This window comes from Pseudomonas sp. GD03944, assembly GCF_029839275.1.
In the GTDB taxonomy this organism is placed as follows: Bacteria; Pseudomonadota; Gammaproteobacteria; order Pseudomonadales; family Pseudomonadaceae; genus Aquipseudomonas.
Map to the genome: position 1 here is coordinate 235,177 of NZ_JAOCAH010000007.1, position 19,389 is coordinate 254,565.

21 protein-coding genes are annotated in these 19,389 nt (G+C 66.3%); 12 read left to right on the forward strand and 9 right to left on the reverse strand.

What is annotated here, in order from left to right; all coding sequences use genetic code 11:
- Nucleotides 1-89: 89 nt before the first annotated feature.
- Both N5C28_RS13505 and N5C28_RS13510 read right to left on the reverse strand, forming a co-directional pair.
- Nucleotides 90-1,580: a YifB family Mg chelatase-like AAA ATPase gene (locus N5C28_RS13505; protein WP_279822989.1), complete on the reverse strand. Its 1,491-nt coding sequence runs from the start codon at nt 1,578-1,580 to the stop codon at nt 90-92.
- Between the two features lie 50 nt (nt 1,581-1,630).
- Entirely contained in the window at nt 1,631-1,891 is a 261-nt protein-coding gene (locus N5C28_RS13510) for an accessory factor UbiK family protein (RefSeq protein ID WP_279822991.1), read from the reverse strand.
- Nucleotides 1,892-2,299: 408 nt separating this feature from the next.
- Here N5C28_RS13510 and glnK point away from each other — a divergent pair, with 408 nt between their 5' ends.
- The 4 genes from glnK to sutA all read left to right on the forward strand — a co-directional run bounded on the left by glnK (nt 2,300) and on the right by sutA (nt 5,895).
- A complete protein-coding gene (glnK, locus tag N5C28_RS13515) occupies nt 2,300-2,638 on the forward strand; it encodes a P-II family nitrogen regulator (protein WP_003096476.1) in 339 nt (112 codons plus the stop codon).
- A gap of 37 nt (nt 2,639-2,675) precedes the next feature.
- The gene (locus N5C28_RS13520) at nt 2,676-3,992 is read left to right on the forward strand and encodes an ammonium transporter (protein WP_279822994.1); all 1,317 of its coding nucleotides are present in this window, start codon (nt 2,676-2,678) and stop codon (nt 3,990-3,992) included.
- Nucleotides 3,993-4,075: 83 nt separating this feature from the next.
- Entirely contained in the window at nt 4,076-5,326 is a 1,251-nt protein-coding gene (locus tag N5C28_RS13525) for an ammonium transporter (protein ID WP_279822997.1), read from the forward strand.
- Between the two features lie 245 nt (nt 5,327-5,571).
- The gene (gene sutA, locus N5C28_RS13530; protein ID WP_279822998.1) at nt 5,572-5,895 is read left to right on the forward strand and encodes a transcriptional regulator SutA; all 324 of its coding nucleotides are present in this window, start codon (nt 5,572-5,574) and stop codon (nt 5,893-5,895) included.
- A 154-nt stretch (nt 5,896-6,049) separates the two neighbouring features.
- Here the strand turns inward: sutA and N5C28_RS13535 are convergent, their stop codons facing one another.
- The 6 genes from N5C28_RS13535 to N5C28_RS13560 form a co-directional block, all read right to left on the reverse strand.
- Nucleotides 6,050-6,745 (reverse strand): HAD family hydrolase, encoded by a 696-nt coding sequence (locus tag N5C28_RS13535; protein ID WP_279823000.1) that lies wholly within the window; start codon nt 6,743-6,745, stop codon nt 6,050-6,052.
- Nucleotides 6,742-7,638, reverse strand: coding sequence for a tyrosine recombinase XerC (xerC, locus tag N5C28_RS13540; RefSeq protein ID WP_279823002.1), 897 nt, complete (start codon nt 7,636-7,638; stop codon nt 6,742-6,744). Before xerC ends, N5C28_RS13535 begins: the two co-directional genes overlap by 4 nt.
- 77 nt (nt 7,639-7,715) lie before the next feature.
- Nucleotides 7,716-8,414 carry a DUF484 family protein gene (locus N5C28_RS13545; protein WP_279823003.1) on the reverse strand — a complete coding sequence of 233 codons (699 nt, stop codon included), beginning with the start codon at nt 8,412-8,414 and terminating at the stop codon, nt 7,716-7,718.
- Nucleotides 8,411-9,241, reverse strand: coding sequence for a diaminopimelate epimerase (dapF, locus tag N5C28_RS13550; RefSeq protein WP_279823004.1), 831 nt, complete (start codon nt 9,239-9,241; stop codon nt 8,411-8,413). Before dapF ends, N5C28_RS13545 begins: the two co-directional genes overlap by 4 nt.
- A gap of 5 nt (nt 9,242-9,246) precedes the next feature.
- On the reverse strand, nt 9,247-10,494 hold the full coding sequence (lysA, locus tag N5C28_RS13555) for a diaminopimelate decarboxylase (RefSeq protein WP_279823006.1): 1,248 nt from the start codon (nt 10,492-10,494) through the stop codon (nt 9,247-9,249).
- 9 nt (nt 10,495-10,503) lie between these two features.
- Nucleotides 10,504-10,632 (reverse strand): lipoprotein, encoded by a 129-nt coding sequence (locus N5C28_RS13560; RefSeq protein WP_279823008.1) that lies wholly within the window; start codon nt 10,630-10,632, stop codon nt 10,504-10,506.
- Nucleotides 10,633-10,823: 191 nt separating this feature from the next.
- Between N5C28_RS13560 and N5C28_RS13565 the strand changes: the two genes are divergently transcribed.
- The 5 genes from N5C28_RS13565 to N5C28_RS13585 all read left to right on the forward strand — a co-directional run bounded on the left by N5C28_RS13565 (nt 10,824) and on the right by N5C28_RS13585 (nt 13,859).
- Nucleotides 10,824-11,861, forward strand: a complete 1,038-nt coding sequence (locus N5C28_RS13565) for an AraC family transcriptional regulator (protein WP_279823010.1) — start codon at nt 10,824-10,826, stop codon at nt 11,859-11,861.
- A gap of 49 nt (nt 11,862-11,910) precedes the next feature.
- The gene (cyaY, locus tag N5C28_RS13570; RefSeq protein WP_279823012.1) at nt 11,911-12,243 is read left to right on the forward strand and encodes an iron donor protein CyaY; all 333 of its coding nucleotides are present in this window, start codon (nt 11,911-11,913) and stop codon (nt 12,241-12,243) included.
- Entirely contained in the window at nt 12,224-12,421 is a 198-nt protein-coding gene (locus N5C28_RS13575) for a DUF1289 domain-containing protein (RefSeq protein WP_279823015.1), read from the forward strand. The genes cyaY and N5C28_RS13575 overlap by 20 nt, the downstream gene beginning before the upstream one ends.
- A 121-nt stretch (nt 12,422-12,542) precedes the next feature.
- Complete coding sequence (gene rnk, locus N5C28_RS13580) at nt 12,543-12,950, forward strand: nucleoside diphosphate kinase regulator (protein ID WP_279823017.1); 408 nt, start codon at nt 12,543-12,545, stop codon at nt 12,948-12,950.
- Between the two features lie 108 nt (nt 12,951-13,058).
- A complete protein-coding gene (locus N5C28_RS13585; RefSeq protein WP_279823019.1) occupies nt 13,059-13,859 on the forward strand; it encodes a lipase family protein in 801 nt (266 codons plus the stop codon).
- A gap of 6 nt (nt 13,860-13,865) precedes the next feature.
- On the opposite strand, the gene N5C28_RS13590 is transcribed toward N5C28_RS13585, so the two are convergent.
- Entirely contained in the window at nt 13,866-16,718 is a 2,853-nt protein-coding gene (locus N5C28_RS13590; RefSeq protein ID WP_279823020.1) for a class I adenylate cyclase, read from the reverse strand.
- Between the two features lie 262 nt (nt 16,719-16,980).
- On the opposite strand from N5C28_RS13590, the gene N5C28_RS13595 reads away from it, so the two are divergent.
- The 3 genes from N5C28_RS13595 to N5C28_RS13605 are packed head-to-tail and all read left to right on the forward strand — an operon-like array spanning nt 16,981 to nt 19,369.
- Entirely contained in the window at nt 16,981-17,775 is a 795-nt protein-coding gene (locus tag N5C28_RS13595; RefSeq protein WP_279823021.1) for an IclR family transcriptional regulator, read from the forward strand.
- The gene (locus N5C28_RS13600; protein ID WP_279823023.1) at nt 17,776-18,753 is read left to right on the forward strand and encodes a 2-dehydro-3-deoxygalactonokinase; all 978 of its coding nucleotides are present in this window, start codon (nt 17,776-17,778) and stop codon (nt 18,751-18,753) included.
- On the forward strand, nt 18,746-19,369 hold the full coding sequence (locus N5C28_RS13605) for a 2-dehydro-3-deoxy-6-phosphogalactonate aldolase (RefSeq protein WP_279823024.1): 624 nt from the start codon (nt 18,746-18,748) through the stop codon (nt 19,367-19,369). The genes N5C28_RS13600 and N5C28_RS13605 overlap by 8 nt, the downstream gene beginning before the upstream one ends.
- The last annotated feature ends 20 nt before the right edge of the window (nt 19,370-19,389 follow it).

A 19,389-nucleotide genomic window follows, 5' to 3' on the forward strand; every position in this document is an offset into this window, starting at 1 on the left:
ATCGGGTCTTTTCTGTGCGTCATATCGATAGTTTTTGTTGCGTTTGGTTCCCTCTTGCCTCGGCGGCCTGGTGCGATGACGAGAGGCTTTCAGAGCTGCGTGCGGTATTGCAGGGCCTCGGCCAGGTGCTGCCGGCCAAGCTCAGGCTGGGCCTGCAGGTCGGCCAGGGTGCGGGCGACCTTCAGCACCCGGTGCGCCGAGCGCAGCGACAAGGCCAGGCGCTCACAGGCGTTTTCCAGCCACTGCTGGTCGCTGGGGGCCAGCCTACAGTGGGCGCGCAGCCCCGGCAGGTCGAGAAACGCATTGGCCATGCCTTGACGCGCCATCTGGATGCGCCGCGCCGCCGCGACCCGGGCGGCGGCCGAAGCCGTGTCGTCGCCGGCCAGGGGCGGGGCGTTCAGGGTGGTGGTTTCGCGGGCCACGGTGACATGCAGGTCGATGCGGTCCAGCAACGGGCCGGAGAGCTTGCCTCGGTAGCGCTGGATCTGTTCGGTCGAGCAGCGGCAACGGCCACTGGGGTCACCCAGAAACCCGCAGGGGCAGGGGTTCATGGCCGCCACCAGCTGGAAACGCGCCGGGAAGCGCACCTTGTCGCGGGCCCGGGCGATCACGATATGACCGCTTTCCAAGGGCTCGCGAAGAACCTCCAGCACCTTGCGATCGAACTCGGGCAGTTCATCGAGGAACAGCACGCCGTGATGGGCCAGGGTGATTTCGCCGGGTTGAGGGCGACTGCCGCCCCCAACCAGTGCCGGGCCGGATGCGCTGTGGTGAGGATTTCTGAAGGGTCTCTGCGGCCAGGCTTGTAGCGGTGCGTGGCTGGTCACGGATTGGATGGCGGCAACCTGCAGGGCTTCCTGTTCGTCCAGTGCCGGCAGCAGGCCCGGAAGGCGGCTGGCCAGCAGGGTCTTGCCGGTGCCCGGTGGGCCGCTGAACAGCAGGTTGTGCGAGCCGGCGGCGGCCACCAGCAGGGCCTGCTTGGCCGCCACCTGTCCCTGAACTTCCGCCAGGTCAGGGTAGGGCTGCACCTGACGCAACAGGCCCTGGGCCTGGTAGGGCGCCAGCACGGTGTGGCCATTGAGGTGCGCCGCCACTTCAAGCAGGTGGTCGACGGCGATGACCGTCAGCCCAGAGGCCAGGCTGGCTTCCTCGGCATTGGCCAGGGGCACCACCAAGGTGCGCCCGGCATCACGAGCGGCCAGCGCCGCCGGCAGAACGCCGCGCACCGGGCGAATGGCGCCGGACAGCGCCAGTTCGCCCAGGCACTCCATGGGCTCCAGGGCGGCGATCGGCACCTGGCCGCTGGCGGCGAGGATGCCCAGGGCAATGGCCAGGTCGAAGCGGCCACCGTCCTTGGGCAGGTCGGCGGGAGCCAGGCTCAGGGTGATACGTCGCTGGGGAAACTCGAACGCACAGTTGAGGATCGCGCTGCGCACGCGGTCCTTGCTTTCCTTCACGGCGGCTTCGGGCAAACCCACCAGCGCCAGGGATGGCAGGCCGTTGGCCAGGTGGGCTTCAACGGTGACAGCCGGCGCGTCGATACCGACCTGCGCGCGGCTGTGGACTATGGCCAGGGACATCGATCACTCCTTTGATCGTGTGCTGTCGCATCCTGCGACAGGGTGGTGCGTTACTCGCTCGGTGGTGCGCTGCGGGCTTCCAGTTCGGCGACCTTGGCTTCCAGCGCTTCCAGGCGAGCACGGGTGCGGGCTAGGACGACCATCTGGCTGTCGAATTCTTCCCGGCTGACCAGGTCGAGTTTGCTGAAGGCGCTTTGCAGCAGGGCTTTGAACTGGGCCTCGACCTCACCGCGCGGCAGCGGGGAATCGCTGCTGAACAGGCGGGAGGCATGGGCGCCAAGGGCGTCGAGAAAGGCTTTGGGCGGCAGCATGACTGGGTTCCGGTAATAGACCGGCGGCAGTGTAGCACGCCCACTTTGGCCGCCCTTGCGTGTGCCGGGTGCACGGTTTTCGCGCGCCGCCTCATGGGGCGCTGCACCGTTTTCGTGCGTTGGCGCTTGCGCCACGTCGCCATTCGAGGTGCTGAACACCGGTAACGTCCTGAAAAAAGGTGTTTTTCACTGGTTGGCAAGCTTTCTGCTTGAGCCCTCGTGACGCATGCACCGATGCAGTTCCGGTGCGACAGGCGAAGCGGGGGAGTGCGTCGCCGAAGCGATTGGCCGGTATCGGTGCCGTTGAGCCAGGGCAACGATGCATTACAAAAGCCAGACACTGCGCTTAGACTTGAATCGGGTTCGATATTCCTGGGGCAAGTCCACCTTACACGGGAGAAGAGTTACATGAAGCTAGTCACTGCCATCATCAAGCCGTTCAAGCTGGACGACGTACGCGAGTCCCTGTCGGAGATCGGCGTGCAGGGCATCACTGTCACCGAAGTCAAAGGCTTCGGTCGCCAGAAGGGCCACACCGAGCTGTACCGCGGCGCGGAGTACGTGGTCGATTTCCTGCCGAAAGTGAAGATCGACGTTGCGATTGCGGATGACCAGCTGGATCGCGTTATCGAGGCGATCACCAAGGCGGCCAACACCGGCAAGATCGGCGACGGCAAGATCTTCGTCGTCAACCTCGAACAGGCTATCCGCATCCGTACCGGCGAAACCGATACCGACGCGATCTAACCCAAGCCACCGAACCCCACGCCCCAGGAGTTAAACCATGACTCTGCGAAAAATCGCAGGGCTAGGAGCCCTTTTGTCCCTCGTTTCGCCAGGCCTGGCCCTGGCTGACGAAGCTGTATTGAACAGCGGCGACACAGCATGGATGCTGACAGCCACTGCGCTGGTGCTGTTCATGACCATTCCCGGTCTGGCGCTGTTCTACGCCGGCATGGTGCGTTCGAAGAACGTCCTGTCGGTGATGATGCAGTGCTTCGCCATCACCGGCGTCATGAGCATCATCTGGTTCGTCTATGGGTACAGCCTGGCTTTCGATACCACCGGTATGGAAGCGGGCGTCACCAACTTCAGTTCCTTCGTCGGTGGCTTCGGCAACCTGTTCCTCGGCAACCTGACCAAGGAAGCGCTGATCGGTGCGTTCCCGGAAAGCGTGTTCATCACCTTCCAGATGACCTTCGCCATCATCACCCCGGCCCTGATCGTGGGTGCCTTCGCCGAGCGCATGAAGTTCTCCGCCATGCTGATCTTCATGGTCGTGTGGTTCACCCTGGTGTACGCGCCGATTGCCCACATGGTATGGGGCGGTGACGGCGCACTGATGTGGGACTGGGGCGTGCTGGACTTCGCTGGTGGCACCGTGGTGCACATCAACGCCGGTATCGCGGGCCTGGTGGCCTGTATCGTCCTGGGCAAGCGCAAGGGCTATCCGACCACGGCCATGGCCCCGCACAACCTGGGCTACACCCTGATCGGCGCCGCCATGCTGTGGGTCGGCTGGTTCGGTTTCAACGCCGGTTCCGCTGTCGCCGCTGACGAGACCGCCGGCATGGCCATGCTGGTCACCCAGATCGCCACCGCGGCTGCCGCCCTGAGCTGGATGTTCGCCGAGTGGACCACCCACGGCAAACCGAGCGCCCTGGGCATCGCCTCCGGCGTGGTCGCCGGCCTGGTCGCCATCACCCCTGCTGCCGGCACCGTCGGCCCGGTGGGCGCCCTGGTCATCGGCCTGGCGTCCGGCGTGGTCTGCTTCTTCTGCGCCACCAGCCTCAAGCGCAAGCTGGGCTACGACGACTCCCTGGACGTGTTCGGCGTGCATGGCGTCGGCGGCATCGTCGGCGCGCTGCTGACCGGCATCTTCGCGGCCCCTGCCTTCGGCGGGTTCGGTGAAGTGACCAACGTCGCTCTGCAGCTATGGATCCAGTTCAAGGGCGTCGCCTTCACCGTCATCTACACCGGTATCGTCACCTTCGTGATCCTCAAGGTGCTGGATGTGGTGATGGGCCTGCGTGTCAGCGAAGAAACGGAGACCGTCGGCCTCGACCTTTCCGAACACAACGAGCGTGGCTACAACCTGTAAGCACACGGAGTGCGCCCGGACGCCAACCCCGGGCGCCTTAAACCGAAACGCGCTGCAAAAAGCGCGGCGGCACGAGGTGAATCATGGACAACACAGCATTGACTGCATTGCAGTACGGTTTCGATACCTTCTATTTCCTGATCTGCGGCGCCCTGGTCATGTGGATGGCCGCCGGCTTCGCCATGCTCGAAGCGGGCCTGGTGCGCGCCAAGAACACCACCGAGATCCTCGTCAAGAACGTGGCCCTGTTCGCCACGGCCTGCGTGATGTACCTGCTGATCGGCTACTACATCATGTACTCCAGCCCGGAAGGCGGCATCCTGCCGAGCCTGGGTTTCCTGATCGGTGACGAAAACAGCGTCGAATCCGTGCTTGCCGGTGGCGACGATGCGCCGTATTACGCGGCGCGTTCGGACTTCTTCTTCCAGATCGTGTTTGCCGCGACCTGCATGTCGATCGTCTCCGGTGCCGTGGCCGAGCGCATGAAGCTGTGGGCCTTCCTGGCCTTCGCCGTGGTCATGACCGGTTTCATCTACCCGGTTCAGGGCTTCTGGAAATGGGGCTCGGGCTTCCTCAATGAAGCGGGTTTCCTCGACTTCGCCGGCTCCAGCGTGGTGCATATGGCCGGTGCCACCGCTGCCCTGGCTGGCGTGCTGCTGCTCGGTGCGCGCAAGGGCAAGTACGGCGCCAACGGCCAGATCAATGCCATCCCGGGTGCCAACCTGCCGCTGGCGGCCCTGGGCATGTTCATCCTGTGGATGGGCTGGTTCGGTTTCAACGGCGGCTCGCAGTTGAAGATGAGCACCATCGAAGACGCCAACGCCGTGGCCCAGGTGTTCGTCAACACCAACATGGCCGCCGCCGGTGGTCTGCTCGCCGCGTTGATCGTGGCCCGCATCCTGTTCGGCAAGGTCGACCTGACCATGGCGATCAACGGTGCGCTGGCAGGTCTGGTGTCGATCACCGCCGAACCGCTGACCCCGAGCGCGCTGCAGGCCACGCTGATCGGTGGCGTGGGCGGTGTGCTGGTGGTGTTCTCGATCATCGCGCTGGACAAGATCAAGATCGATGACCCGGTCGGCGCCATCTCGGTGCACGGCACGGCGGGCATCTGGGGCACCCTGGCGGTCTGCCTGACCAATCCGGACGCCAGCCTCGGTGCCCAGCTGCTGGGTATCGCCTGCATCTTCGCCTGGGTCTTCATCACCAGCCTGATCGTCTGGGGCCTGATCAAGGTCGCGGTCGGCCTGCGGGTGTCCGAAGAGGACGAATACAAGGGCGTCGACATTGCCGAATGCGGCATGGAAGCCTATCCGGAATTCACCAAGAACTGATTCCGGGTGTTTTCGAGCAAGGGCGCCTGATGGCGCCCTTTGCTTTTTCTGACGCCGCGCTAGAATGCGCGCCGTTGGGCAACGCTTCGAATGCAGGCAGGCTGTTCGCGCGTGCCCGGCAAGGCCGGAAAGGGACAGTTCGGCAGCTCGACCAGGCGTGGTCATCTGAATTTTTTCCAGCGGTGTACGAAACCTTTCACAGCTGGGCTATAACTAACCTGCTTTCGCAAGTCATGAGGTTGAACATGAGCGACGAAGATCTGGAACAAGACGAGCTGGAAGGCGCAGACGAGGACGACGGCGAGGAGCTGGCTGCAGCCGATGACGGCGACAGCGGCGACGAAGGCGATGGCGAAGTCGTAGCCACCGGCAAAGGCAAGGCCAAAGCCAAGGCGGTCGACGTCGACGAACTGCCGAGCATCGAAGCCAAGCAGAAGGAACGTGATGCCCTGGCACGTGCCATGGAAGAGTTCCTGGCGCGCGGCGGCAAGGTGCAGGAAGTCGAGCCCAACGTGGTTTCCGATCCGCCCAAGAAGCCTGACAGCAAGTACGGCAGCCGTCCTATCTGATTGCGCTCTGAATGCCGTCTGCAAAAGCCCGCCCTTCTGGCGGGCTTTTGCGTTTCTGGGGGAGCGATGGGTGGATGGTTTCGGGTCAGTCGCCGCTGAAGCGCCTCCCGCGGGGTGGTGGGCTGTTTGTGGGAGGGGCTTTAGCCGCGACCCGCTACTGCCAGCGCTCGAGCAGGGCGGGCAGGTCCGCCAGGTAGCGGATTTCCCCATCCGGCGCACTGTCCGTCTCCCAGGGCTTGCCCAGGGGGTTGAACCACACCGCACGCAGCCCGGCGGCTTGCGCACCGGCGATATCGTCGCCGGGGTGGTCACCGATGTGCACGGCTTGCTCCGCGCCGATGCCGGCGCGTTTCAGGGCTTCCTGGAAGGGCCTGGGGTCGGGCTTGCCGACGCCCAGTTCCTCGGCGCACAGGGCGAACTGGAAATAGTCCGCCAGGCCCAGACGCCGGACATCGGCATTGCCATTGGTGATCACTCCCAGCAAGTAGCGGTTGGCGAGCTGCTCCAGGGTGGTGACCGTGTCGGGAAAGAAGGTGATGGCGTGGCGGGCTTCGAGCATCGCATGGAAGGCGCCTTCGGCCATCTGCAACGCCTCTTGGGCGTCGTAACCGACATCCTCCAGGGCATGGCGCAGGGTGCGCCGACGCAGTTCGCTGAGGCGGTGCCTGAGGCCGGGCTCGCCTTCCAGCAGGCGGTTGCGAATCTGCCCCAGGTGTTCCACTGGTTGGTTGGCTAGGCGTGGGGCATGGCGGGCGATCCAGTCGCGCATGGCGGCCTCTGCGCCCAGGATCACCGGGCGGTTGTCCCACAGGGTGTCGTCGAGGTCGAAGGTGATCAGTCGAATGCTCATTCCGCGCTGTCCTTGCGTTTAGCCCGAGGGTGGGCCTTGTCGTAGACGTTCGCCAGGTGCTGGAAGTCCAGGTGGGTGTAGATCTGCGTGGTGGCGATGTCGGCGTGGCCGAGCAGCTCCTGCACCGCCCGCAGGTCCTGGGACGACTCCAGCATGTGGCTGGCGAAGCTGTGGCGCAGCATGTGCGGGTGCAGATGCTGACCCAGTTCGCGAACGCCGGCCTGGCGCACCCGCACCTGCACCGCGCGGGGGCCGATACGGCGCCCCTGCTGGCTGACGAACACCGCGCCGTCGGCGGGGCGGGTCAGTGCACGCAGCGGCAGCCATTGCTCCAGCGCCTCGCGGGCCAGGCGGCCCAGGGGCAGTTCACGGGTCTTGTTGCCCTTGCCCTGGACCCGCACCAGCCCGGCGGCCAGGTCGAGGCCGTCGAGGTCGAGGCCGACCAGCTCCGAGAGGCGCAGGCCGGAGGAATAGAAGAGTTCGAGCATGGCCTGGTCGCGGCGGGCGATGAAATCGTCTTCCACGGCACCGTCCAGCAACTGGGCGGTGCGGTCGGCATCTAGGGTGCGGGGCAGGCGTCGCTCGCCCTTGGGCGGGGTCAGGCCATTGGCCGGGTCATGTTTGCAGTGCCCTTCGCGCACCAGGTAGCGATACAACCCCCGGGTGGCCGAGAGCAGGCGGGCCAGGCTGCGGCTGGACTGGCCGTCCATGTGCAGGCGCGCCACCAGGCGGCGCAGGCGCTGGGTGTCCAGGCTAGCCCAGTCCTGGAGCTGTTCGTGCTCACAGAAGGCCAGCAGTCTTTCCAGGTCGCGGCGGTAGCCGTCCAGGGTGTGCGAGGACACCTGGCGCTCGGTGCGCAGGTGGTCGAGGTAGGCATCCAATTGGGCTTGCATGGCGGCTCCCTGCGGGGCGCTGTACAGGCTGTTCGGCCTGCCAGCGGCAGATGGGCTCATCTGCCGGGTGACCGGTTCTAGCGGACCGAGCGCAGCGGCGTGGCGAAGCGCGGCAGCACACGGGCCAGGACTTCGGCGATGTAGCCGAGGAACAGGGTGCCCAGTGAGCTCTTGTAGTGCTGTGGGTCGGCGCTGGCGATGGCCAGTACGCCGTGCAGGCCCTGGTGGCTGAGGCCGACCACGGCGGCCGAACCGATCTGCTCCGCATCGCTTTCGCCGAACAGGAACGCCAACTCATGCTTGCGCAGCACGCCGCAGATGGTCTTGCCGCCTGCCAGCAGGCCGCCGATGGCCTGGTGGGCCTCGGCGCTGCTGACCGAACGACCGACCGGCAACGGCGAGTCGGTGAACAGGATCAGGCTGACGAACGGCACCTGGAACTCGGTGCGCAGGCTGTCTTCGACCGAGCTGATCACCTCTTCCAGGCTGCCGGCGTCGAGCAGGCTCAGCACCAGGCGGCGGGTCTTGTCGAACAGGCGATCGTTGTCACGGGCCACGTCCATCAACTGGCCGAGGCGGTGACGCATCTCGATGTTGCGTTCGCGCAGCAGTTTCACCTGGCGCTCGACCAGCGACACGGTATCGCCGCGCTGGTGCGGGATACGCAGCTCCGGAATCAGTTCGTCATGGTCGATGAAGAACTCCGGGTGCAGGCGCAGGTAGGCTGCGACCGTCTCCGAGTCGAGGGGTTTTGGCGAATCCTGCTGATCGGTCATAGGCGAACCTGTCCTTCGTACACGCGCACTGCGGGCCCGGTCATCATAACGGGCTGGCCTGGGCCTGCCCACTCGATGGACAGTTTACCGCCGGGCAGCTCCAGTTGAACCGGTGAATCCATCCAGCCCTGGCTGATGGCCGCCACGGCCGCGGCGCAGGCGCCGGTGCCGCAGGCCTGGGTTTCGCCGGCGCCACGCTCCCACACGCGCAGCTTGGCGCGCTGGCGGTCGATGACCTGCAGGAAGCCGACGTTGACCCGCTGCGGGAAGCGCGGGTGGTGTTCGAGTTTCGGCCCGAGGCTGTGCACCGGCGCGTCGTCGACGCTGTTGACCCGCAGCACCGCGTGGGGGTTGCCCATCGACACCGCCGCCAGCTCGACCGACTGCTCTTCGACCTGGACCTGGTAGCTCAGGGCCTGGCGTTCGGCCTGGAACGGAATCTGCGCCGGATCGAGGCGCGGGGCGCCCATGTTCACGGTGATCTGCCCGTCGGCCCGCACATCCAGCTCGATGATGCCGCCCTTGGTTTCCACGCGGATCTGCTTTTTCACCGTCAGGCGCTTGTCCAGCACGAAACGGGCGAAGCAGCGTGCGCCGTTGCCGCACTGCTCCACTTCCGAGCCATCGGAGTTGAAGATGCGGTAGCGGAAGTCGACGTCCGGGTTGCTCGGCGGCTCGACCAGCAGCAACTGGTCGAAGCCGACGCCGGTGTGGCGGTCGCCCCACTGCTTGGCGTTCTTGGGCTGGATGTGCGCGTGCTGGCTGACCAGGTCGAGGACCATGAAGTCGTTGCCGAGGCCGTGCATCTTGGTAAAGCGCAATAACATCGGCATCACTCCGGCAGGCGGCTTTCGCCCGCAAAGAGTTCGCTGATGGTCTCGCGGCGGCGCACTTCGAAGGCGTTTTCGCCATCGACGATAACCTCGGCGGCGCGGCCACGGGTGTTGTAGTTCGAGCTCATGACGAAACCGTAGGCACCGGCCGAGCGCACGGCCAGCAGGTCGCCCTCGGCCAGGGCCAGGTCGCGGTCCTTGGCCAGGAAATCACCGGTTTCGCAGATCGGGCCGACGATGTCGTAGCGGCGGGTGGCACCATCACGCGGCTGTACCGGCACCACGTCCATCCAGGCCTGGTACAGCGCCGGACGGATCAGGTCGTTCATCGCCGCGTCGACGATGGCGAAATCCTTGTGCTCGGTGTGCTTGAGGTATTCCACCTGGGTCAGCAGGACCCCGGCGTTGGCCACGATCGAGCGGCCGGGCTCGAACACCAGGGCCAGGTCGCGACCGGCCAGGCGCTCGCGCACAGCCTTGATGTAATCACCGGCCAGCGGCGGCTGCTCGTCGCGGTACTGCACGCCGAGGCCGCCACCCAGGTCCAGGTGCTTGATGCGGATGCCGCGATCCGCCAGGCGGTCGATCAGCACCAGCAGGCGCTCCAGGGCATCGAGGAACGGCGGCAGGCTGGTCAGCTGCGAGCCGATGTGGCAATCGACACCGATCACTTCGAGGTTCGCCAGCTCGGCCGCGCGGGCATAGACTGCCTCGGCGTCGGCGATGGCGATCCCGAACTTGTTTTCCTTGAGGCCCGTGGAAATGTACGGGTGGGTGCCGGCGTCCACGTCCGGGTTGACCCGCAGCGACACCGGTGCCTGTGCGCCGAGCTCGGCGGCCACCTGGTTCAGGCGCTCCAGTTCGTCGTTGGATTCCACGTTGAAGCAGTGCACGCCGACTTCCAGGGCGCGGCGCATGTCGTCGCGGGTCTTGCCGACCCCGGAGAACACGATGCGCGACGGCTCGCCACCGGCAGCCAGGGCGCGCTCCAGTTCACCGCGCGAGACGATGTCGAAGCCGGCGCCGAGGCGGGCCAGGACGTTGAGCACGCCGATGTTGGAGTTGGCCTTGACGGCAAAGCAGACCAGGTGCGGCATGCCGGCCAGGGCATCGGCATAGGCGCGGTACTGCGCTTCGATGTGCGCACGCGAATAGACATAGGTCGGCGTGCCGAAGCGTTGGGCGATGGCGGACAAGGCCACACCTTCCGCGAACAGCGCACCGTCGCGGTAGTTGAAGGCGTTCATAACCTGTCCTTATTCGTCGGCTTGCGCAGGCGCCGAGGCGCTGTCTTCCGGCAGGAACAACGGACCTTTCTGGCCGCAGCCCGTCAGCAGGGAGGTGACGGCGACGAGCGCGATCAGGGCAGTAAACAGCCGCTTCATGGGGAAATCCTTGTAAAAAAGCACGATTGCGCCCGAGTATACCGGCCACCCGGCGCCTTGCCTATGCGCCAGGATTCCCGTCCGGCGGGGCTTTGCCGGGATCGGCAGGCCCCTGGCGGCATGCACCGGAGTGGACGTCGCCCGGCGGGTGGAAATAATGGGGGGTGTCGTCACCCCTGTGAGGAGTCTGGATGGAAAGCCCTGCGCCACTGGCCAGTTCGGTTTCGGTCGCGTACCTGCAAGGCCTGCTGGAGTACCTGGCGCGGCAGCAGATCGACACCGCTGAATTGCTGCGCCATGCCCACCTCGGCCCGGACCTGCTGGCCCAGCGCGACCAGCGCATCGCCGCCAGCACCTACCTGGAGCTGCTCGGGCGGGCGGTGACACTCAGCGGTGACGAGCACCTCGGCCTGCACTTGGGCGAGGCGGTGCGGCCCGGTTATTACGGGGTGCTGGGTTACCTGATCATGAGCTGCGCGACGCTGTCCGACGCCCTGCACCGCCAGGCCCGCTATGCCGCGCTGGTGGGCAACCTGGGCCAGGTCGACCTGGCGGACGAGCCGCCGCGGGAAGGGCACGAGCCCCTGGTGGCGCACAGCTGGCGGCCGCTGCTGCCGCAGCAGCAGCGCCAGGTCAGCGAAGAGACCCTGGCCGGCTGGGTGACGTTCGGCCACTGGATCAGCGGCCTGGACATCCCGCCGACCGAGGTACGCTTTCAGCACCCGGCGCCTGCCGACACCCGCGAGCACCAGCGGATCTTCCGTTGCCCGGTGCTGTTCGGCCAGGCCGATAACGCCCTGGTGTTTCCCAAGCGCCTGCTCAATACCCCGCTGGGCCAGGCCGACGCCCAGGTGCGGCTGATGCTCGATGCCTATGCCGATCGCCTGCTCAGCGAGATCCGCCAGGGCCAGAGCGTGCTCGACCGGGCGCGCATGGAACTGGCGCGGCAGCTGCCGGAACACGGCGCCGACCTGCCCCTCATCGCCGAGCGCCTGGCCTTGAGTCCGCGCACCTTACAGCGCCGTTTGCGTGAAGCCGGGTTATCCTTCAACCAACTGGTCGACGAGACACGCCAGCAGCTGGTGCTGCATTATCTGCGCGACCCGGCCCTGGAATTGACGGAAATCGCCTTCCTGGTCGGCTTCAGCGAGCCCGGTTCCCTGGCCCGTGCGTTTCGACGCTGGACCGGACAGAGCCCCGGCGAATACCGCCGCCAGCTGGTTCCCTGAGTCTGCGTCAGCCGTTTTTTTGAGCCTGAATTTCCCGAGGACACCCGCAATGAGTTTGACCGAAGCCCGCTTTCACGACCTTGTCGACGCCGTTCAGCAAACGGTGGAAGACATCTTCGATGACAGCGACCTCGACCTCGACCTGGAGAACTCCGCCGGGGTACTGACCGTGCGTTTCGAGAACGGCACGCAGCTGATCCTCAGCCGCCAGGAGCCGATCCGCCAGCTGTGGGTCGCCGCCCGTTCCGGCGGGTTCCATTTCGACTACGACGCCGACAGCGACCGCTGGATCTGCGACAGCAGCGACGAACTGCTCGGCGAGATGCTGGCCCGCATCACCCTCGAGCAATCGGGCGCCGACCTTGAATTCGACGAACTCTGAGACCCCTCCCAGCGAGACCGTCGCCTCACCCTGTCGGCGTGCCTGCTGCCTGGACGAGCGTGACATCTGCCTGGGCTGCGGCCGGGCGCTGTCGGAAATCCTCGAATGGGGCACGGCGGACAATCCGCGCCGACGCGCCATCTGCCAGAGCGCCCAGGCGCGCCTGGAGGCGCACTGATCGGGCGGTCTTGTTTATTTGGATGACTGTGGTACGGTCGGGTCTGACTGTCGCAAAACCCCGCTTCTCGGAGCGGGGTTTTGCTTTTCTGAAATCCCTTTCAAGGAGACCCGCGGACGCCATGAGCAGCACACCATCGATCACCATCACGCGCCTCGACCTGCAGCGTCTGGAGCGCCTGCTCGACAGCCTCGACGATTTCGGCCCGGGTGCCGAGGCCTTGCAGGCTGAACTCGATCGCGCGGAAGTGGTAGGCCATGATCAGGTACCGGCGGGCGTGGTGACCATGAATTCGCGGGTGCACTGCCGCGAGGAAAGCAGCGGCAAGGATTACCACCTGACCCTGGTGTACCCGGAAGACGCCGGCGGCGAAGGCACGGTGAGCATCCTGGCGCCGGTGGGCAGCGCGCTGCTCGGGCTGTCGGTCGGCCAGCACATCGACTGGTCCGCCCCGTCGGGCAAGGTGCTGAAGCTGACGCTGCTGGCGGTCGAGTACCAGCCGGAAGCCGCCGGCGAGTACAACCGTTAGGACATGGTCTAGGCTCTGTGCGGAACGCGGCTGCATACGCTCGATGCGGCCCGACTTTTCGTACGGAACCTCGGTGTGCACGGCACGCCGATTCGGCAAGGAGGCCCCATGTCCAGTCTACCCCTGTACCTGCCCGAGGGTTTTTCCCTTCCCTGCGCGCTGACCTGTGCCCAGTTGGTCAGCGCCGCCTACGACCAGTACGACCAGTGGCAACACCAGGATCGGCCGCGGCGGCCCCAGGATTTCCAGTGGCAGGCGCCGTCGATGACGGGCTGGCAGTTCTCCGCGCCGATCTGGAGCATCCTCAGCGAACTGCATTTCCTCAATGAGTCGGAGCCCTTCGGCTTTGCCGCACGCGGCCCGGACGGCGAGGCCTACCTGGTGTTCCGGGGCACCGACACCGTGCAGGACTGGCTCGACGACCTGGAAGCCAAGCAGCGCAGCTACCCCTGGCAGGACGACCTGGGCCTGGTGCATGACGGCTTCCTGAAGCTCTACACCTCGCTGCGCGACATGGCGCTGCAGGCCCTCGATGGCCTGCACCCTGGCGGCCCGTTGTGGGCCTGCGGGCACAGCCTGGGCTGCACCTTGTCGAGCCTGGCGGTGCTGGACATGCGTGAACGCTGGCCGGACCTGCCGTTGCAGCATTACAACTTCGCCAGCCCGCGGCTGGCCTCGCCGGAATTCGCGGCGCATTACAACGGCTTGCAGGTGCCGACCTTCCGCGTGGTCAACGACAGCGACGTGGTGCCCGAGGTGCCGCCCGCTGTCACCGGCGACTGGCTCTACCAGCACCTGGGGCTGGCGATCACCTTCACCGCCAGCTATGCCGGCGTCGCCGCCAACCACAACCTGACCGGCAGTTACCTGTACGCCTTGCAGCACCCGCAGTCGCCCATGAGCGACTGACGCGCCTCAGGCCTTCTGCAGGGCGATGTTCAGGGCGTCTTCCAGGCGGGCCTTGTAGCGCAGGTAATGGACGGTCTGGGCGTGGCCTTCGCCCAGCACCGAGGACAGGTCCAGGTCGGTGATGTAGCAGGGGTAGCGCTCGCCGCCCGCCCGCTGGGCCAGGATGTGCTGCGCCACGGCGGCGAACAGGTCGCCGGCGTACTCCAGTTCGGAAAATTCCCGGTGGTTGCAGTACAGGGTGACGTGCACCCGCTTGCCGTCCGCCGGCTCGATGATCGCCTGCACGTCATAGAACGGGTGACTGACCGGCGATTGCGGCGCCGGGCGCAGTTCCAGGCGCTGCGCGCGCAGCGGCGGGGAAGGCAGCACCTGGTAGTAGAGGATTTCCAGGGGCGCCGAGGGCGGCGGGTTGTCCAGCGGCAGCAGGGCGTTGCGCCGGTACAGCAGCGACTGCAGGAAACGCTGCAGCGGCGTCAGCAGGCTCTGTTCATCGCGGAACGGCATGCGCTGGCGCCACACCGCGTTGTGCTCGTCGAGCACCGTCAGCTCGGCTTCACCGCTGGTTTCGTTGTGCCGGTAGAACACCTGGATGCAGGCCGGGCGGCCCTGGGGCAGGATCAGCGCCAGGTCATCGCCCTCCAGGGCATAGCGGTCCAGGCGCAGCGGGCTGTAGCCGGGCTGCTCTTCGCTCAGGTGTTCGAGCAGGGCGGGCAGGTCGTTCAGCGAGGCATGGCTGACCTGACCGGGCGTCAGTTCGAGCACGTGGTACTGCTGCTTGATCTGCAGCAGGTAGCGCTCGCCGGGCGTGCCGTAGTGGCTGAGGGTGTCGCGGAACAGTTCTTCGACCCGTTCGGCGATGGTCGCTGCACGATTGCGGCAGAAACAGCGCACCCGCAGGTTCGGTCGGTGCCCGTTGGCCGGCAGGGTGTTGAGGTAGTCGCTCAGGCAGTCGAGCAGGGCGTGGGGCCCGTCGTAGCGGGTGACCGACAGCTCGTTCCAGCTGTTGAGGCTGACCTGGTCGATGGTCTGCACCAGATTCTCACGTACCCCGGAATACCCCAGCGCGTCGGTGCGCTCGGTGGTCATGTGCACGTTCATCTGGCTGTGCTGCTTGAGCGGGTCGAGGCCCACGTTGACCAGCAACAGCACTTCGTTGGCCACGCTGGCGCGTAGCAGTGCGCTTTCCTCCACCACCGGCAGGGGCAGCGGCACCACCTGCTGCAGGCTGCCGATCAGGTTCGACAGCTCGAACTCGGTGAGGTCGCTGGTGCCCGGGTGCAGGGACAGGCGGGTGCCGCTGTCGATCACCCCGTTGCGGTGGCACCAGGCGAGCAGTTCGATCAGCTCGCGGGCTCTTTTCAGCGGCGCGAAGTCCGGCCATTCCTGGGCGCCCAGCGAGCCGTTGAACAGGGCCCACTGGATTTCGTTCGGCGCCTCGGGGCTGGGGCACTGCACCAGGGTCAGGGTGTCTTCGCCCAGGTCCGGAGCGATCCCGGGGTTGATGAATTCGATCTTGCCGGCCTTGCGCTCGAACGCGGCGTAGAGGCGCCGGCCAAGCACGCCGAGGTCGCGGCTGTTGAGCGAGCTGCCGGCCTGCTGGGTGCGGGCGAAGGCCGAGAGGAAGCGGTAGCTGTAGGTCAGCTCGTTGACCAGGGCGCGGCGCTCGCTGCTGACCTGGCGCATCTTCCACTGGCTGCGGCTGTCGAGCAGGCTGAGCTGGCGCGGGGTCCAGTTCCATTCGCCGGTCAGGCGCTCCAGCAACAGGCGCTGCCAGCTCTTGCGGCGGTCGCGAGGCGGGCGGCTGATCTTCTTGTTGACCTTGAGGTACAGGCAGCGGCGGATCAGTTCCAGGCGCTCGGTTTCACCGCGGCCCTTGAGGTACTCCTCCAGGCGGCGGTAGACGACGATGTACGGGTCCAGCTCGTCGAGGTCGAGCTGGTTGGCGTACACCGCCTGCTTGAAGCGCAGCGACAGGCATTCCACCGCCGGGTGCTCGCTGGCGTAGACCTCGGTGAGCAGCAGCTTGAGCACCGACTTGTACGGCGATTCGATGCCCTTGTAGAGCTGCCACATGCCGGCGCCGACGAATTCGCCGGGCGGGATCTGCGCCAGGTGGCCGAGGTCGAGCACTTCCTCGGCGCGGATGAAGCGTTTGTTCAGCAGGGTGCGGGTGTAGGTGTCGTAGCGCTGTTCCTCGTACACCGGCACCAGCCACCACATCGGCGTGCGCCCGCCGAGCCAGATCGCCGTGCGGTAGAACTCGTCGAGCAGCAGGTAATGCTGGGTGGTGCCGCAGTCGTCGGAGGTCAGTTGCGCCTCGCGATCGCCCAGGGTGAAGCGCGCCGGGTCGATCAGGAAGAAATGCGCTTCCGCGCCCTGGGTCGCGGCCCAGCTTTCCAGCAGGTCGCATTTCTTCCGCAGCTCGGCGACTTCCTGGGGCGACAGGTCCGGCGCATGGCACACCCACAGGTCCATGTCGCTCTGCTCGGCCTGGGCCACCGTGCCGAGGCTGCCCATCAGGAACAGACCGTGGATCGGCTGCGGCACGTTGCCCCGGCGCGGCTTGTAGGAGAACGAGCGGGTCAGGCGCTGGGCATCGGCCAGCACGTCGTCGGCTGGCTCGAAGCCGCTCAGGCCGGCAGGTGTCAGCCCGGACACGTAGCCGGGCAGCAGCGGGTGATTGACGTGGAACAGCAGCGGCAGAAGTTTCAGCACCAGTTGCTGGCGCGTCGACAGCGCCTGCATGGCCCGCTCCAGGCGGCCGTCGTTGACCTTCATGAAGCGCGCACGCAGCTGGGCCAGGACCTTGCGGTCGATACCGTCATCGATATCCGGGCGGATTTCCTGGGTGCGGCTCATGCTCTGGCTCGGCAGGTGGGTGCGGCAAGATTACCAGCCGCCAGCGACCGGGTGCAGTGCCCGCTGCGCATCGTCATGGCCCTTTCGATGGCTCGCGTCACCTGAGCGTAGTCGGCAGTGCCCGGCGTTTTCTTGAGTGGCCGGCCGTCGCGAGGCGCGTCTCTTCGCTTTGGCTTGCTCGTTAATTCCCATAATATGGGATCGAATACCGCATATTGAGAATTTGAAAAAAGCGGATTAGAGTCCAGCGCAGGAGATACCCATGTCCGACAAAAACAATAATCAAGCACCTTCAGGTGCACAGGCACTGTTCCGTGGGCTGGCCGTCATCGAGGCCGTGGCCCAGGGTGCCAGCAGCCTGGCCGATATCGGTGCCGCCATCGGCTGCACCCGCAGCACCACGCACCGCCTGATCGCGGCGCTGGTGCAGGCCGGTTACCTGCGCGCCAATGCCGGTGGCAACGGTGGCTACCAGCTCGGCCCCAAACTCATCGAACTCGGCTACAAGGCCCGGGCGCAGATGCCCCTGGCGAACGTGGCGCGCCCGCACCTGGAGCGCATCGCCCGCCTGACCCAGGACACCGTGCACCTGGGCGTGCGGGAAGAGGGCGACGTCCTCTACATCGAAAAACTGCCCAGCAGCCGCGGCCTGGAAATGCGCTCGCGCATCGGCCTGCGCATGCCGCTGGCGCTCACCGGCATCGGCAAGTCGCTGATGCTCGACCTGACCGAGGCGCAGTGGCACGACCTGTACCAGCAAGGGCTGGAGCGCCGCGCCGGGCAATCGGGCCTGCGCGAGGTGTTCACGCCCTGGGACGATTTCCGCGCCCTGATGCAGGGTTACGCCGCCGGCGGTTTCAGCTTCGACCTGGAAGAAAACGAGCTGGGCGTGCGCTGCGTGGCCGCGCCGATTCGTGATGCCAGCGGCCAGATCGTCGCCGCGCTGAGCGTCGCCAGCGCCATTCCCTATATGCCGGAGGAGCGTCTGCAGACGCTGCGGCCGGACGTGATCGCCTGCGCGACCGCCATTTCCCGAGAACTGGGCTGGAGTACCTGAATGACCGAGCACCCCTCGCCGACCCTGATCGCCCTGGACTGGGGCACGTCTTCGCTGCGTGCCTACCTGCTCGCCGACGAGGGACACGTGCTGGAAACGCGCACGCGTCCCTGGGGGGTCCAGCACACCCCCTCCGGCGATTTCGCCAGGGCCTATGAAGATGTGGTCGGTGATTGGTGCCAACGCTGGCCGGATGTGCCGGCGCTCGCCTGCGGGATGATCGGCAGTCGCCAGGGCTGGCGCGAGGTGCCCTATGCCATCTGCCCGGCCGACGGCCGCGACCTGGCCAGCCAGTTGCTGGCGCTGGACAGCGGGTGCGGCACCCTGCACCTGGTGCCCGGCGTGCTCGACGCCAGCGCCTTGCCCAACGTCATTCGCGGTGAGGAAACCCAGGTGTTCGGCGCCCTGCAACTGGAGCCGGAGCTGGCGGAAAACGCCCTGCTGGTGCTGCCGGGTACCCACAGCAAATGGGTGACGGTGCGCGAGGGGACGATCCACAGCTTCGCCACCTACATGACCGGCGAGCTGTTCGCGGTGCTGCGTGACCATTCGATTCTCGGCCGTCCGGCCCGCGAGCAGGGCAGCGATGTGTCCGTCGAGGCCTTCGTGCGGGGGCTGGAGACGGCGCGCAGCAGCGCGTGCGAAGGCGTCTCCGGGCGGCTGTTCAGTACCCGTAGCCTGCTGCTCACCGAACGCCTGGCCGCCACCGAAAGCCTGGATTACCTGTCCGGCCTGCTGATCGGCGAGGAGCTGCGCAGCGTGCTCGCCAGCTTCGCCCAGGTTCCCTGCCCGCCGCTGGTGCTGATCGGCGATGCGCAGCTGTGCGAACGCTACCGCCTGGCCCTGATGCATTTCGGCGTGACGTCGGTGCGCACCCTCGACAACGCCGGGGTCGCCGGGCTCTGGTTCATTGCCCGCGCGGCCGGCCTGGTGACCGACAGCCGCGCCCCAGCCAAGAGGAGCGCCACCCATGTCTGATGCCTACCTGCAGCAATTGCCGCTGATCGCCATCCTGCGCGGGATCACCCCGGACGAAATCGTCCCGGTGGGCCTGGCGCTGTATGACGCGGGTTTCCGCCTGATCGAAATCCCCCTGAACTCGCCTCAGCCGCTGCAGAGCATCGCCCTGCTGGCTGCCGAGCTCGGTGAGCGGGCACTGGTTGGTGCCGGCACCGTGCTCAGCGTGGAGCAGGTGCGAGATGTTGCCGAGGCCGGTGGCCGGCTGATCGTGTCGCCCAACTGCAACACCGCGGTGATCGAAGCGACCCGTGCCGCCGGCCTGTTCAGCTCTCCCGGGGTGGCCACCCCGAGTGAAGGTTTTGCCGCGCACGCCGCGGGCGCCCAGGTGCTCAAGCTGTTCCCGGCCGAACAATTCAACCCGACCATCGTGCGCGCCTGGCGCGCGGTGTTCGCCCGTGACATTCCCTTGTTGCCGGTCGGTGGGATCACTCCGGCTGGCATGCAGGCTTACGTCGACGCCGGCGCCAGTGGTTTCGGCCTGGGTTCTGCGCTGTACAAGCCCGGCATGGGCGTGGCCCAGGTGGCCGACAACGCCAGGGCATTCGTCTCGGCCTGGCAGGCCTTGCAGAGGTAATTCCGGCCCTGGACCGCAGG

Excerpts from the sequence above, each read along its gene's own strand:
- N5C28_RS13565 (WP_279823010.1), top strand. The coding sequence starts at position 10,824 with ATGGAAAGCCCTGCGCCACTGGCCAGTTCGGTTTCGGTCGCGTACCTG.
- N5C28_RS13545 (WP_279823003.1), bottom strand. The coding sequence starts at position 8,414 with ATGACCGATCAGCAGGATTCGCCAAAACCCCTCGACTCGGAGACGGTC.
- sutA (WP_279822998.1), top strand. The coding sequence starts at position 5,572 with ATGAGCGACGAAGATCTGGAACAAGACGAGCTGGAAGGCGCAGACGAG.
- xerC (WP_279823002.1), bottom strand. The coding sequence starts at position 7,638 with ATGCAAGCCCAATTGGATGCCTACCTCGACCACCTGCGCACCGAGCGC.
- N5C28_RS13510 (WP_279822991.1), bottom strand. The coding sequence starts at position 1,891 with ATGCTGCCGCCCAAAGCCTTTCTCGACGCCCTTGGCGCCCATGCCTCC.
- N5C28_RS13590 (WP_279823020.1), bottom strand. The coding sequence starts at position 16,718 with ATGAGCCGCACCCAGGAAATCCGCCCGGATATCGATGACGGTATCGAC.
- cyaY (WP_279823012.1), top strand. The coding sequence starts at position 11,911 with ATGAGTTTGACCGAAGCCCGCTTTCACGACCTTGTCGACGCCGTTCAG.
- rnk (WP_279823017.1), top strand. The coding sequence starts at position 12,543 with ATGAGCAGCACACCATCGATCACCATCACGCGCCTCGACCTGCAGCGT.
- N5C28_RS13585 (WP_279823019.1), top strand. The coding sequence starts at position 13,059 with ATGTCCAGTCTACCCCTGTACCTGCCCGAGGGTTTTTCCCTTCCCTGC.
- N5C28_RS13560 (WP_279823008.1), bottom strand. The coding sequence starts at position 10,632 with ATGAAGCGGCTGTTTACTGCCCTGATCGCGCTCGTCGCCGTCACCTCC.
- N5C28_RS13605 (WP_279823024.1), top strand. The coding sequence starts at position 18,746 with ATGTCTGATGCCTACCTGCAGCAATTGCCGCTGATCGCCATCCTGCGC.
- N5C28_RS13525 (WP_279822997.1), top strand. The coding sequence starts at position 4,076 with ATGGACAACACAGCATTGACTGCATTGCAGTACGGTTTCGATACCTTC.
- N5C28_RS13520 (WP_279822994.1), top strand. The coding sequence starts at position 2,676 with ATGACTCTGCGAAAAATCGCAGGGCTAGGAGCCCTTTTGTCCCTCGTT.
- dapF (WP_279823004.1), bottom strand. The coding sequence starts at position 9,241 with ATGTTATTGCGCTTTACCAAGATGCACGGCCTCGGCAACGACTTCATG.
- N5C28_RS13535 (WP_279823000.1), bottom strand. The coding sequence starts at position 6,745 with ATGAGCATTCGACTGATCACCTTCGACCTCGACGACACCCTGTGGGAC.
- N5C28_RS13600 (WP_279823023.1), top strand. The coding sequence starts at position 17,776 with ATGACCGAGCACCCCTCGCCGACCCTGATCGCCCTGGACTGGGGCACG.
- N5C28_RS13505 (WP_279822989.1), bottom strand. The coding sequence starts at position 1,580 with ATGTCCCTGGCCATAGTCCACAGCCGCGCGCAGGTCGGTATCGACGCG.
- lysA (WP_279823006.1), bottom strand. The coding sequence starts at position 10,494 with ATGAACGCCTTCAACTACCGCGACGGTGCGCTGTTCGCGGAAGGTGTG.
- glnK (WP_003096476.1), top strand. The coding sequence starts at position 2,300 with ATGAAGCTAGTCACTGCCATCATCAAGCCGTTCAAGCTGGACGACGTA.
- N5C28_RS13595 (WP_279823021.1), top strand. The coding sequence starts at position 16,981 with ATGTCCGACAAAAACAATAATCAAGCACCTTCAGGTGCACAGGCACTG.